Origin of the sequence: Streptomyces sp. NBC_01283, from assembly GCF_041435335.1 — a bacterium.
In the GTDB taxonomy this organism is placed as follows: domain Bacteria; phylum Actinomycetota; class Actinomycetes; order Streptomycetales; family Streptomycetaceae; genus Streptomyces.
Genome location: NZ_CP108430.1, coordinates 6,664,259 through 6,677,216 on the forward strand (window position 1 = coordinate 6,664,259; position 12,958 = coordinate 6,677,216).

General features: G+C 72.1%; 13 protein-coding genes and 1 riboswitch. Of the genes, 5 read left to right on the forward strand and 8 right to left on the reverse strand.

The annotated features are described in order from the left end of the window. Positions 1-40: 40 nt before the first annotated feature. From OG302_RS30165 to thiO, 6 genes are all read right to left on the reverse strand, one after another. On the reverse strand, positions 41-583 hold the full coding sequence (locus OG302_RS30165; RefSeq protein WP_371529648.1) for a DUF4396 domain-containing protein: 543 nt from the start codon (positions 581-583) through the stop codon (positions 41-43). 96 nt (positions 584-679) lie between these two features. After that, positions 680-1,579 carry a deoxyribonuclease IV gene (locus OG302_RS30170; protein WP_371529649.1) on the reverse strand — a complete coding sequence of 300 codons (900 nt, stop codon included), beginning with the start codon at positions 1,577-1,579 and terminating at the stop codon, positions 680-682. Between the two features lie 76 nt (positions 1,580-1,655). Then, the gene (gene pknB / locus OG302_RS30175; protein ID WP_371529650.1) at positions 1,656-3,635 is read right to left on the reverse strand and encodes a Stk1 family PASTA domain-containing Ser/Thr kinase; all 1,980 of its coding nucleotides are present in this window, start codon (positions 3,633-3,635) and stop codon (positions 1,656-1,658) included. A gap of 91 nt (positions 3,636-3,726) precedes the next feature. Further along, the gene (locus OG302_RS30180; protein ID WP_371529651.1) at positions 3,727-4,521 is read right to left on the reverse strand and encodes a thiazole synthase; all 795 of its coding nucleotides are present in this window, start codon (positions 4,519-4,521) and stop codon (positions 3,727-3,729) included. 6 nt (positions 4,522-4,527) lie between these two features. Continuing rightward, positions 4,528-4,746 (reverse strand): sulfur carrier protein ThiS, encoded by a 219-nt coding sequence (gene thiS, locus OG302_RS30185; RefSeq protein ID WP_371529652.1) that lies wholly within the window; start codon positions 4,744-4,746, stop codon positions 4,528-4,530. Beyond that, positions 4,743-5,933 (reverse strand): glycine oxidase ThiO, encoded by a 1,191-nt coding sequence (gene thiO, locus OG302_RS30190; protein ID WP_371529653.1) that lies wholly within the window; start codon positions 5,931-5,933, stop codon positions 4,743-4,745. Before thiO ends, thiS begins: the two co-directional genes overlap by 4 nt. Beyond that, a riboswitch (TPP riboswitch) is annotated at positions 5,931-6,043 on the reverse strand. Its footprint overlaps the gene before it by 3 nt. A 184-nt stretch (positions 6,044-6,227) precedes the next feature. On the opposite strand from thiO, the gene OG302_RS30195 reads away from it, so the two are divergent. From OG302_RS30195 to OG302_RS30215, 5 genes are all read left to right on the forward strand, one after another. Then, entirely contained in the window at positions 6,228-7,394 is a 1,167-nt protein-coding gene (locus tag OG302_RS30195; RefSeq protein WP_371750279.1) for an NAD(P)/FAD-dependent oxidoreductase, read from the forward strand. Positions 7,395-7,473: 79 nt separating this feature from the next. Beyond that, positions 7,474-7,839, forward strand: a complete 366-nt coding sequence (locus OG302_RS30200) for an Rv2175c family DNA-binding protein (RefSeq protein WP_249590410.1) — start codon at positions 7,474-7,476, stop codon at positions 7,837-7,839. A gap of 117 nt (positions 7,840-7,956) precedes the next feature. Beyond that, on the forward strand, positions 7,957-8,607 hold the full coding sequence (gene thiE / locus OG302_RS30205) for a thiamine phosphate synthase (RefSeq protein WP_371529654.1): 651 nt from the start codon (positions 7,957-7,959) through the stop codon (positions 8,605-8,607). 89 nt (positions 8,608-8,696) lie between these two features. Beyond that, positions 8,697-9,617, forward strand: a complete 921-nt coding sequence (gene metF, locus OG302_RS30210; protein ID WP_361826940.1) for a methylenetetrahydrofolate reductase [NAD(P)H] — start codon at positions 8,697-8,699, stop codon at positions 9,615-9,617. Positions 9,618-9,662: 45 nt separating this feature from the next. After that, positions 9,663-10,538, forward strand: coding sequence for a hypothetical protein (locus tag OG302_RS30215; RefSeq protein WP_371529655.1), 876 nt, complete (start codon positions 9,663-9,665; stop codon positions 10,536-10,538). A 40-nt stretch (positions 10,539-10,578) separates the two neighbouring features. Here OG302_RS30215 and OG302_RS30220 read toward each other — a convergent pair whose 3' ends face one another. Together OG302_RS30220 and OG302_RS30225 are read right to left on the reverse strand one after the other, a co-directional pair. Continuing rightward, positions 10,579-12,105 carry a phytoene desaturase family protein gene (locus OG302_RS30220; RefSeq protein WP_371529656.1) on the reverse strand — a complete coding sequence of 509 codons (1,527 nt, stop codon included), beginning with the start codon at positions 12,103-12,105 and terminating at the stop codon, positions 10,579-10,581. A gap of 45 nt (positions 12,106-12,150) precedes the next feature. After that, entirely contained in the window at positions 12,151-12,765 is a 615-nt protein-coding gene (locus tag OG302_RS30225; protein ID WP_361826931.1) for a DUF4126 domain-containing protein, read from the reverse strand. Positions 12,766-12,958: the final 193 nt, after the last annotated feature.

A 12,958-nucleotide genomic window follows, 5' to 3' on the forward strand; every position in this document is an offset into this window, starting at 1 on the left:
CCTGGCCGGTCTGTGCCGGTCTGTGCCGGTCTGAGCCCGGTCAGTGGTGGTACTGGTGCACCACGGCGTGGCCCTTGCCGCGGCCGATCATCCACTTGTTGACCGGGGTGGTGACCACGAACGCGACGGCCAGCGCGATGGCGAGGATCCACCAGAACATGGCGTCCGACAGGTGGGCGTCCATCGCTCCCGGCCAGAGCGCGATCACGCCGTTGTCGATGAGCTCCATCACCGCGATGGACAGGGTGTCCGCGGCCAGCGCGACCCGGAACGCCGTCCGGAAATCGACGCCCGCCTTGAGGATGCCGCGCAGGGTCAGGGCGTACCCGAAGAAGAACGCCAGGATGATCGCCAGGATCATCGTCGGCATGTTCCCCCAGCCCAGCGCGGTGCCGATGATCATGCCGAGGATCTCGCCGATGGCGCACCCGGTGAGGCAGTGAAGGGTGGCCTGCGCCGCCATGCGCCAGCTGACCTTGCCCAGGCCGTGGTGCCCCTCGTGCCCGTGCCGCCCCTCGTGCCCGTGGTGCGCGCGCTGCTCGTGGTGCGCGTGCTCGGCGTGAGTGTCGTGGTCGTGCTGCATGAGAATCCCCCAACGTCGGACAACGGTTCCTGCCGCCTGGCAAGAACCGTATACCCCTAGGGGGTATTCCTCAAGGGATCTCTGGGTCGCGGGTCGCTAGCGGCTCCTGAGCTCCTTGAGCTGCGCCACGTCCGCCGCGTGCCCTTCCTTGCCGCCGGGCGTCTCGATGATCAGCGGCACGTTCTCGGTCGCGGCATGGGTCATCAGCTCGCGGAAGGGCTCCTCGCCGATGTGGCCGGTGCCGATGTTCTCGTGGCGGTCCTTGTGGGCGCCCACCACGTCCTTGGAGTCGTTGGCGTGCACCAGCTTCAGGCGGCCCTCGCCGACGGTGTCGACCAGGAGGTCCAGCGTCTGCTTCATGCCGCCGGGCCCGGCCAGATCGTGGCCCGCCGCGAAGATGTGGCAGGTGTCCAGGCAGACGCCCAGTTTCGGGTGGGCGTCGAGCGCGTCGAAGTACGGGCCGAAGTCCCAGGTGCGGGAGCAGAGCGAGAAACCCTGGCCCGCCGTCGACTCCAGGAGGAGGAACGGGTCGTCGTCGTGCGTCAGCTCGTCGAGCAGCGGCAGCATCCGGTCGCGCACCTGGTTCAGCGCGACGGAACGGTCCCGGCCGCCGGTCGCGGAGCCGGTGTGCACGACGACGCCGAGCGCGCCGATGTCGCGGGCCCGGCGCAGCGAGTGGCGCAGGGACTCCACGGACTTCTCCACGGTCGCCTCGGTGTGCGAGCCGAAGTTGATGAGGTAGGGCGCGTGGACGTACGCGGGAATCCCCTCGGCGGCGCAGGCCGCGCGGAACTCCTCGTCCTGCTTCGGATCGCCGGGTGGCGTGGCCCAGCCCCGCGGATTGGCCACGAAGACCTGGACGGCCTCGGCGCCCAGCTCACGGGCGTACGAGAGCCCGACCTTGGCGAGACCGCCGGCCACGGGGACATGGCCGCCGACGGGATTGCGGGACGAGGGGCCGCGGGACGGGGTGCTGGGGGACTTGTCGCTGCTCACGCGCTCAAGGGTGGCACGAGCGCGTGAGTGTCCCGTCAGCGGATCAGAGAACCGGCCGGTCGGCCGGACCGGTGGATCAGCGGATCTCGATGGTGATCGTCGAGCCCTTGGGGGCCTTGTCGCCGCCGTCCACGGACTGGTCCTTCACCGTGTCCCCGAAGATGCCCAGCAGGCCGCGGTCCTCGTCGACGTCGAAGCCGGCGTCCTCCAGCTCCTGCGTCGCGTCGTCGACGCTCATGCCCTCGACGTCCGGGACCTCGATCATCTCGGGGCCGATGGACACCGTCAGCGTGACCGTGTCGCCCGCGGCGAGCTGCTTCTGGCCCTCCCGGGGGGACTGCTCGACGACCGTGCCCTTGTCCTCCTCGGAGTGGGCCCGCGCCTTCTCGATCCTGACCTTGAGGCCCTCGTCCTCCAGCTCGGACTTCGCGTCCGACTGGGAGTCGCCCGTCACGTCGGGGATGTCGATCGCGACGCCCTTGCTGACGACGATCGCGACGGCGGAGCCGGCCTTGCGCTTCGTGCCCGCCTTCGGATCCGTGCTGATCACGGCGCCCTTGCGGACGTCGTCGCTGAACGCCTTGTTCGTCATCCCGGGAGCGAACCCGGCGTCCTTGAGCTTGTCCTTCGCGTCGGCCAGGCGGCTGCCCCCGACGTCCGGGACCTTCACGATCTCGGGTCCCCTGGAGATGGTCAGCGTCACCCGGTCGTTGTCGCGGATGCGCTCGCCCGCCTTCGGGTCGGTGGCCATGACGGTGCCGCGCTTGTCCGTGTCGCTGTACGCGTGCTTGACGTCGTTCACTTCGAGCCCGGCTTCGTCGAGGCGCTTCTTGGCCTCCGACTCGGTCTTCGCCAGGAGCGGCGGGACCTTCGTGAACTGGCCGGAGTTGATGTACCAGACACCGGCGCCGAGGCCCAGCGCGAGGAGCACGGCGGCGATCACCGTCATCATGCGGCGGCGCGGGTTGGGGCGCCCGCGGCCGGGGGCGGCCGGCGGGGCGGGCGGCGGCGTCGCCAGGACGCTCGTGCGGTTGAGCTGGTCCTGCCGGTTCTGCCGGTCCTCGTCGGCGGCCGTCGTGCCGTCCGTGGGAAGCGGCAGCTGTACGGACCGCCCCGCGCGCGGGATCACGTCCGTACGGTCGTCGGAGTTGTCGTGTCCGGCGCTTCCGCTCGCCGTGAGCGCCTGCGGCGGCACCGCGTCCAGCTGCTCCACGGAGAGCGCGGCCCGCGCCGCCCTGGCCTGCCCGAGGAGCGCCACCGCGTCGTACGGGCGGACGTCGGGCGTGCGGGCGGTGGCGGAGGCGACCAGCTCGTCGAGCTCGACGGGGAGCCCCGGAACGACCGCCGACGGGGGCGGCACGTCTTCATGGAGGTGCTGGTAGAGCACCTGGGCGGGGGACTCACCCGAGTGCGGCTTGGCGCCGGTCAGCATTTCGTAGAGCACGACCCCGCACGCGTACACATCCACACGCGTGTCGGACGTGCCGTGTTCTATCTGCTCGGGAGCGAGATAGGAGACGGTGCCGAGGACCGTGCCGGTCGTGTTCGTGACGGTGTCCACCGCGCGCACGAGCCCGAAGTCGGCGACCTTGACCCGGCCGTCATCCCCTATGAGGACGTTCTCCGGCTTCATGTCGCGGTGCACGAACCCCGCGCGATGTGCGGCGCCGAGCGCGGCGAGGACCGGCTCCAGGATGTCGAGGGCCGCGCGCGGCTGCAGGGCGCCGCGGTCGCGGAGCACGTCACGCAGGGTGCATCCCGCGACGTACTCCATCGCGAGATAGACGTACGCACCGTCGGCGCCCTGGTCGTACACCCCCACCACGTTCGGGTGCGAGAGCCGGGCGATCGACTTCGCCTCGCGGATGAAGCGCTCGACGAACGAGACGTCGGCGGCCAGCGTCGGGTGCATCACCTTGAGCGCGAGCACGCGGTCGAGGCGGGTGTCCACGGCCCGGTAGACCGTGGCCATCCCGCCGACCGCGATCCGCCCGTCCACGCGGTAGCGGCCGTCGAGCACCTGCCCGACGAGCGGGTCCTGAAGGGTCGTGTCCACGCAGGGAGTCTACGAGCCACCGCTGACACGGTTGCCCGCCCGGTCGGACTCGGGCCCCGACTGCAGCCGAGCTGTAACAGGCGCGGGACGCTCAGAACGCGGGCCGCTCCGGGTCGAGCCGGGCCATTCCCTCCACGGGCGAGGACGCCTCGGCGAAGTGGCGCCGGGGAATGCGCCCCGCACGGTACGCGAGCCGTCCCGCCTCGACGCCGTGCCGCATGCCCTCGGCCATCAGAACCGGTTCCTGCGCCCGTGTAACAGCGGAGGCGAGCATCACACCCGCACACCCCAGTTCCATCGCGAGCGCCGCGTCGGACGCCGTGCCCGCCCCCGCGTCGAGGATCACCGGCACGCCCGCGCGTTCGACGATCAGCTGGAAGTTGTGCGGGTTGCGGATGCCGAGCCCGGAGCCGATGGGGGAGCCGAGCGGCATGATCGCCGCGCAGCCCACGTCCTCCAGCTTCCGGGCCAGGACCGGGTCGTCGTTCGTGTACGGGAGGACCGTGAAGCCGTCGTCGACGAGGATCTCGGCGGCGTCGATGAGCTCGATCGGGTCGGGCAGCAGCGTGCGCTCGTCCGCGATGACCTCCAGCTTGACCAGGTCGGTGCCGAGCGCCTCCCGCGCGAGCCGGGCGGTCAGGACGGCCTCGCCCGCGGTGAAGCAGCCCGCCGTGTTCGGCAGCACACGGATGCCGAGCCGGTCCAGGACGGAGAGCACGGAGCCCTGCACACCGGGATCGAGGCGGCGCATCGCGACCGTCGTCAGCTCCGTCCCGGAGGCGACGAGGGAGCGTTCGAGGACGTCCAGGCTCGGCGCACCGCCCGTACCCATGATCAGGCGGGAGGAAAGGGTGAGCCCGCCGATGACGAAGGCGTCGTCTGCCATGTCGGTTCAGCCTCCTTGTACGGCGGTGAGGATCTCGACGCGGTCGCCGTCGCTGAGCGGGGTGGCCGACCAGCGCGTGCGCGGGACGACGGTTTCGTTGAGGGCGGCGGCGACGCCGGACGGGGCCGCGGTCAGGGTGGCGACGAGATCTTCGAGCGTGGTGCCCGCGGCCACGTCGCGTGCTTCTCCGTTGACGGAGACGGCTGTCACTGCTGGGAGGGTCATGCGGGCTGCTCCATGAAGCGCTGCGTGCGGGGGGTGCCGGCGAAGCGCAGAGGGGTGAACCCCCGTGCCTCGTCGGGCAGTTCACCGGTGGTCAGGGCGTGCGCCAGCACGTCACCGGTGACGGGCGTCAGAAGTACGCCGTTGCGGTAGTGCCCGGTGGCCAGCTGGAGGCCGGGGAGCGCGGTCGGACCGAGCAGCGGCGCGTTGTCGGGGGAGCCGGGGCGCAGGCCCGCGCGGGTCTCCGTCAGCGGCAGTTCCGTGATGCCGGGTACGAGCTCGTGGGAGTCCCGCAGCAGCTCGTACACGCCGCCCGCGGTGACCGTCGTGTCCCAGCCGAGCTCCTCGCTCGTCGCGCCGACGACGAGCTCGCCGTTCTCGCGCGGCACCAGGTAGACGTGGCTGCCGCGCACGACGGCGCGCACGGTGCGGCTCAGGAACGGCGCGTACCGCTGCGGCACCGTGAGCCGCAGCACCTGCCCCTTCACGGGGCGTACGGGCGGCAGGACACCCTCCGGGACGCCGGAGAGGCGTCCGCTGAGGCTGCCCGCGGCGAGCACGGTCTGACCGGCCTCCAGGGCGGTGCCGTCGGCGAGGACGACACCGGTGGCCCGGTCCCGTACGACCGACAGGCGGTCCGCCCACGCGTGGTGGAAGACCACGCCCGCCCGCTCGCAGGCCACCAGGAGCGCCGCGGCGAGCCTGCGCGGGTCGATCTGGTGGTCGCCGTCGACACGCAGTCCGCCCCGGACGCCCGGTGCGAGCATCGGTTCGAGGCGGCGGCACTCGCGCCCGCTCAGCCACTCCGATGCGAGCCCCGACTGCTGCTGAAGGGCGTGCAGCTCCCGCAGATGGGCACGGTCGTCGGAGTCGAGCGCCACGGCGAGCGTGCCGCACGCGCGGTAGCCGAGATCGCGGCCGCTCGCCTCGGTCAGCTCCGCCGCGAAGTCGGGATAGCGCCGCGCGGAGGCCAGATTCAGGCCGAGCAGCGCCTGCTCCCCGTAGTGCAGCTCGGTGACGGCGGCCAGCATGCCCGCTGCGACCTGCGCCGCGCCGCCGCCGGGCTCGGGGTCCACGACCGCGGCGGACAGGCCGCGCTGGGCCGCCCGCCAGGCCGTGACCAGGCCGATGATGCCGCCCCCGACGACAAGGACGTCGGTCGTCTCCCGGGGTGGTGTACGTGGATGCATGGGTGTCCAGCCCCTCCCTTCGCCGGCATGACCCGGATCAGGTTCGTACGGTCGGAGGCCGTCCAGCCTCCCTCTCAGCCCGGTGCGTCCGGGCTCCCGCGAGTGCTCTGCACGGCAACCTTAGCCCTTGGTGTCCCGGGGTAGGTAGGGCAGCTGGGCGGTCAGGAGCAGTGACGGTGTGTCAGAGATCTCCTCGCGGGTCCCTGAGGCGCGCGTCGCCCGCCGCCCTAGAGTGATCGGGTGAGTGAGCAGCGGAGGCAGGAAGAGCGCCGGGTCGTCATCGTCGGTGCGGGGATGGCAGGGGTGCAGACCGCCGTGGCCCTGCGCGAGCAGGGGTTCGCCGGTGCGGTCACCCTGATCGGCGCGGAGCCCCATCAGCCGTACGACAGGCCGCCGTTGTCCAAGGCCGTGCTGCTCGGCAAGGCGGAGGGCTCCGCCTTCGACATCGACTTCGAGGCACTCGGCATCGAGCTGAGCCTGGGCCACGAGGTCACGGGCGTCCGCCCCGCGGACCACGAACTGGACACCGCGTCCGGCCCGGTGCCCTACGACGCCCTCGTCATCGCCACCGGCGCCCGCCCGATCCTGCTCCCCGGTGTCTCCGGGGTCCCCGGCGTCCATCTGCTGCGCACCCTCGACGACGCCGAGCGGCTGCGGCCCGTGCTCGCCGAACAGCACCGCATCGTGGTCGTCGGTGCCGGCTGGATCGGCGCCGAGTTCGCGACCGCCGCACGCGAGGCGGGCTGCTCGGTCACCGTCGTCGAGGCCGCCGCGCGTCCGCTCGCCGGGGCGCTGCCCGCGGAGGTCGCGGCGCCGATGACGTCCTGGTACGCCGACTCCGGAGCCGAACTGCGCACCCACGCGCGCGTGGACCGCGTCGAGCCCGGCAGCGTCCTCCTGGACGACGGCACCCGGCTGCCCGCGGACGCGGTCGTCGTCGGCATCGGCGCACGCCCCGCCACGGACTGGCTCGCGGACTCCGGCATCACCCTGGGCGCCCACCGTGAGGTCCTCGCCGACGACCACCTGCGGACGTCGGAACCCGACGTGTACGCGGTCGGCGACTGCTCATCCTTCCCTTCGGGACGGTACGGCGAGCGCCTGCTCGTCCACCACTGGGACAACGCCCTCCAGGGCCCGCGCACGGTCGCGGCGAACATCATCGGCGAGACCCCTTCGGCGTACGACCCGGTCCCGTACTTCTGGTCCGAGCAGTTCGGCCGCTTCGTCCAGTACGCGGGCCATCACGCGTCCGCCGACGAGCTGGTGTGGCGCGGCGACCCCTCGGGGGCGGCCTGGAGCGTGTGCTGGCTCCGGCGGGGCGCCCTGGTGGCCCTCCTCGCGGTGGGCCGTCCCAGGGACCTGGCGCAGGGCCGCAAGCTGATCGAGGCGGGCGCCCGCCTGTCCGCCGAGCTGGCGGCGGACCCCGCCGTACCGCTCAAGAAGGCAGTGCTGCCCTAAGCGCTGCCGTCACCGACGCCGGGACCGCGGGGGACCCGCTGCCCGGCCGCTGTCGGTGCCCGGAGCTACGCTTGTCCCCGTGACCGAGATTGACGCAAAGACTGATGCTCTCGTCCCCGAGTGGCTCCACCTCCCCGACATCGCAGAAATGCTCGACGTCGAGGTGACGCGTGTGCGCCAGCTGGTCAAGGAGGGCCAGCTGATCGCCGTGCGCCGTGGTGAGAACCGCGCGCTCGCCGTGCCGGCGGCCTTCATCGACGGCGACAAGATCGTCAAGGGCCTCACCGGCACCCTGACGCTCCTGCGGGACGACGGCTTCTCCGACGAAGAGATGCTGGAGTGGCTCTTCACTCCGGACCCGACCCTGCCCGGCACCCCCGCGCAGGCACTCAGTGAGAATCGCGGCACGGAGGTGAAGCGCCGCGCCCAGGCGCTCGCCGTCTGACCGGGACGCGTCCGACCGAGGCGCGTCCGACCGAAACGGAAAACCGTTGCGTACGGGCCGTGGGTCCCCCGGGGACCCACGGCGCGTAGGCCACCGACGACCCGGGGGGACCTCTTCATGGCCACCAAGCCTGCCCGCGAGCAGCTCGCCGACGCCCGCCTCTACCTGTGTGTGGACGCCCGCAAGCGCCAGGGAGACCTCCCCGAGTTCCTCGACGCCGTCCTCGGCGGCGGCGTCGACATCGTGCAGCTGCGGGACAAGGGCATGGAGGCGGCCGAGGAGCTCGACCACCTGCGGGTCTTCGCCGACGCCGCCCGCCGGCACGGCAAGCTCCTCGCCGTGAACGACCGCGCGGACGTCGCGCACGCCATCGGCGCCGACGTGCTGCACCTGGGCCAGGGCGACCTGCCCGTCCCCGCGGCTCGCGCGGTCCTCGGCCAGGACGTGCTCGTGGGCCGCTCCACGCACGCCGACACCGAGGCCGCCGCCGCGGCCACGCAGGACGGCGTGGACTACTTCTGCACCGGCCCCTGCTGGCCCACCCCCACCAAGCCCGGTCGGTACGCCCCCGGGCTCGACCTCGTCCGGTACACGGCCTCGCTCGGCACGGACCGCCCGTGGTTCGCCATCGGCGGCATCGACGCGGGCAACCTCGACGAGGTGCTCGAAGCGGGCGCCCGCCGCGTCGTCGTCGTACGGGCGATCACGGAGGCGGACGACCCGGCCGCCGCCGCGGCCGACTTCGCGAAGCGGCTGCGTACGGCCTGATCGGCGATCTTCGGCCATCATTCCGGTCGGTTGTCCGCAGGTTGGACGGGAATTGGCCGGTAGCGGTACCCCGTAGCTAACCTGCCCGTATGGCCCTAGGCACTGCTTCCACCAGATCTGATCGCGCACGCACCGTGCGTGACATGCTCGCGACCGGCAAGACGACGTACTCGTTCGAGTTCTCGGCGCCGAAAACCGCCAAGGGCGAGCGGAACCTGTGGAACGCCCTGCGCCGGGTCGAGGCGGTGGCCCCCAGCTTCGTCTCCGTGACGTACGGAGCGGGCGGTTCGACGCGGGCGGGCACGGTCAAGGAGACGCAGCAGATCGTCGCCGACTCGACGCTCACCCCGGTCGCCCACCTCACCGCGGTCGACCACTCCGTGGCCGAGCTGCGCAACATCATCGGGCAGTACGCGGACGCCGGCATCAGGAACATGCTCGCGGTCCGCGGTGACCCGCCCGGTGACCCCCTGGCCGACTGGGTCAAGCACCCCGAGGGCCTCACGTACGCCGCCGAACTGGTCCGGCTCATCAAGGAGTCGGGCGACTTCTGCGTGGGCGTCGCGGCCTTCCCCGCGATGCACCCGCGCTCGGCGGACTGGGACACCGACGTCCGGAACTTCGTCGACAAGTGCCGGGCCGGAGCCGACTACGCGATCACACAGATGTTCTTCTATCCGGAGGAGTATCTGCGTCTTCGCGACCGGGTCGAGGCCGCGGGCTGTTCGACGCCGATCATCCCGGAGATCATGCCGGTGACGAACGTGCGCATGCTGGAGCGGCTGCCCCAGCTCAGCAACGCTTCCTTCCCTCCGGCGCTCAAAGAGCGCATCCTCACAGCCAAAGACGATCCGGCGGCTGTACGCTCCATTGGCATCGAGTTCGCGACGGAGTTCTGCGCGCGGCTCCTGGACGAGGGTGTGCCGGGGCTGCACTTCATCACGCTGAACAACTCCACGGCGACGCTGGAGATCTACGAAAATCTGGGCCTGCATCACCCGCAGGCCTGACCGGCCGTACCCCTGGGGGCGGCGGCCGCGGGGAGAGGGGCGTACATGGGCTGGACGGTCCTCTACATCGCGTTCGGATGCGTCGCGCTGTGGCTGCTCGGCGAGGTGCTGCTGCAGTACAAGGCGCGGCTGCGCTGGCGGCTGCTCGCCTTCGGCGGCTTCCTCGGCGTGGTCATCGGCGTGCTGCTGCCGTCGGTGATCGTCATCGGGGTCGGCGCGATCGCCTTCGCCACGGGCCAGACGTACGTGACGCTGTCCTTCCGCCGCGGCTTCTCGACCGGCTGGGCGCTCGGCGGCCAGCCCGGCCTGAGCAAGCGCCGCAAGACGACGGGGCGGGGTGGCGCGGAAGCCGCCCAGGAGCCGACGCTCCAGGTCTCCGACCTGGAGTACGAGGAGGCGGGCCCGGCAGGACCGCCGCCCGAGGCCGCTCCCGGCACCGGGGTCTACGCGCCGGAGCCGCTGCCCGACGACACCGGGCAGTACGGCGTCTACAGCGACACGGCGTACGCACAGCAGCAGTCGGCTGCCGCGGACAGCGGCTACGGCTACGACACGTATGCCGCCGCGGGCTATGACCCCCAGCAGCCGTACGCGTACGGCGAGACGGGGGAGCAGCAATACGCCGCGTACTCCGACCCGTACATCGGGACGCAGTCGTACGGCGGCCAGCAGAGCTACGACGCGTACGGCGACCAGCAGCAGTACGCGTCCTATCCCGCCGCCGATCCCTACGGCGGCGACGCCGGGACGTACAACGACACGCCGCCCGGCGGGGTCTGGGTGCCCCAGCAGCGCAATGTCGAGGACCCCTACGGCCAGTACGGCGGCGAACTCCCGCCGGAGCAGCCTTACCCCTACCAGGGCGAGCAGCCCCAGGGGAACGGCTACGACGCGGGGTACAACGAGCAGTACCGGTACTGATCCGGAGGCCCGCGGCGATGGCGCCGCGGGCCGCTGTCGCTCACTGCGAGCCCCGGAAGTCCGGTCCCTCCACGATGAGCCCGGCGACCAGCGTGCCGGACATGCCCGCGTGCGGAAGACCGCCGCCGGGGTGGGACCAGCCGCCGACCGCGAAGAGCCCGGGCAGGCGCGTGCTGTTGGCCGGGTGGAGCAGCCGGCCCTCTCCTGCCGCGAGGGACGGGGGCGGGACCGCGCCGCCGTCGGCGCCGGTGGCCTCCGCGACGTCGGCGGGGGTGCGGACCCCGTGCCACAGCAGGCGGCCCCGGAGTCCGGGCAGTACCGCCTCGGCACGGTCCAGGAGCCGCTCCACGTCCGCGTCGGTGATCTCCGTGTGCGCGGGCACCGTGACCGTCAGCGTGACCGCCTCGTGTCCGGCGTCGGGCGTGAGTGCCGGGTCGGCCGGGCGCAGCACCGTGAGGGTGGGGGCGGCGGGCAGCCCGGGGCGGTCCCCGAAGAGCCGGTCGAGCTCGTCCCGGCGGTCGGGGGTGTGCAGCACCGTGCGGTGGGGCGTGCCGTCCGGGCGGGGGCCGCGGAGCGCGAGCAGGACCGTGAGGCGGCTGGGGAGTCCCGTCCTGGGCCGCACCTCACCCTCCGCCCGTATGTTCACACCGGATCCGCCGGGCATGCCGGATACACCGGACAGCAAGCCGTCCAGTGCGCCGGGCGCAACACCGGCGACTACGAAGTCCGCCTCCTTCGCCGTCCCGTCCGCGAGCTCGACGCCGACCGCGCGGCCGTCCTTCTCGACGATCCGGGTGACGGGGGAGTCGAACGCGAACTCGACCCGCCGGGCGAGGCACCGCTCGTACACGGCCCGGGCGAGCGCGCGCATCCCGCCGCGCACGGACCACGCGCCGAAGGTGTGCTCCAGATAGGGCAGGACGGCCGCACTCGCCGGGGTCGCCCGGGGGTCCAGGCCCCACGCGAGGGCGTACTGCTCAAGGAGGGCCAGGAGGCGTGCGTCGCCGCCCAGTTCGAGCTCACCGGCCTCGGTGAGGGTGGTCGCACGGCGCTCGCGCCGCAGGAGGCGCTTGTGGGGCACCGAGGGATAGGGCTCGCGCTCGGCGAGGACCTGCCAGTTCGGCCAGAGGGGCTCTTCCAGGAGGGGGCGCCGGGTGCGGTCCCACGCCTCACGCGCGCGGTTCATGTACGCCGACCAGCGGGCGCCCGCGTCGCTGCCGAGCGCCGCGTCCAGAGCGTCGCCCACGCCCGCGCGCGAGGCGTTCGGCAGGTCGGCCGTCGCGCCGTCCGCGAAGACGTGCCGCACGGCGGGCTCCACCTGGGACAGCTCGACGCACTTCTCCAGCGGCTCCTTGCCCGTCTTGACGAACAGGTCGCGGTAGACGGCGGGGAGGTGCAGGAGGCCGGGGCCCGTGTCGAAGACGAAGCCGTCACGCTCGACGCTGCCGAGCGCGCCGCCGTACGTCCCCGACCGCTCGTGGACCACCACATGGTGGCCCGCGACGGCCAGCCGGGCGGCCGCCGCCATCGCGCCCATCCCGGCGCCGATCACCACAATCCGTGCCATGCCAGGGACTTTATCGGCCACCACTGACAGAGCCGCCGGGAGCCCTCAGTCCGGCGGCCGCCCCGCGTGCGCCGCGAGCTGCTTCTCCTCGCGCCGCTGGGCCCTGCGCCGCCGGAACCGCCGGATCCGCGAGATCAGGAAGTACAGCAGGATCAGGCCGAGCAACAGCAGCACGGCCGCGATGATCGCCGCCGCCTCCGGATAGAACATCGCGAAGCTGATGATCCCGCCGACCCCGAGATCCTCCGCCGTGCTCACCACCATGTTGCTGAACGGTTCCGGCGAGGTGTTGATCGCCATCCGCGTCCCGGCCTTCACGAAGTGACTGGCCAGCGCCGTCGAACCGCCCACCGCGCCCGCCGCCAGATCGGGCAGCGAACCGCTCTGCCCGGCGAGCAGCGCACCCACCACCGCCCCGGACACCGGCCGGATCACGGTGTGCACCGTGTCCCACACCGAGTCGACGTAAGGGATCTTGTCGGCGACGGCCTCACAGACGAAGAGCACCCCGGCGACGATCAGCACATCAGGACGTTGCAGCGACTCGGGCACCTCGTCGGTGATCCCGGTCGCGCCGAAGACACCGAGCAACAGGACCACCGCGTAGGCGTTGATCCCGCTGGCCCAGCCGCTGGTGAACACCAGGGGGAGTACGGACACGGAGGCGATCGTAACCAGTTGGGAACTCCTAGGCCTGGGGATGAGCGCCCAGGCCTGAGTATCCGTACCTAGTGGTGGAGATGAGTATCAGCGCGGATGGGTCCCGACCTGCGAAGACGGAAGAGTGAGGGGCACGGAGAAGGGCGCAGTGCCCGTACCGCCGACACGGGGCGGCGGAACGGCACGGCGCCCT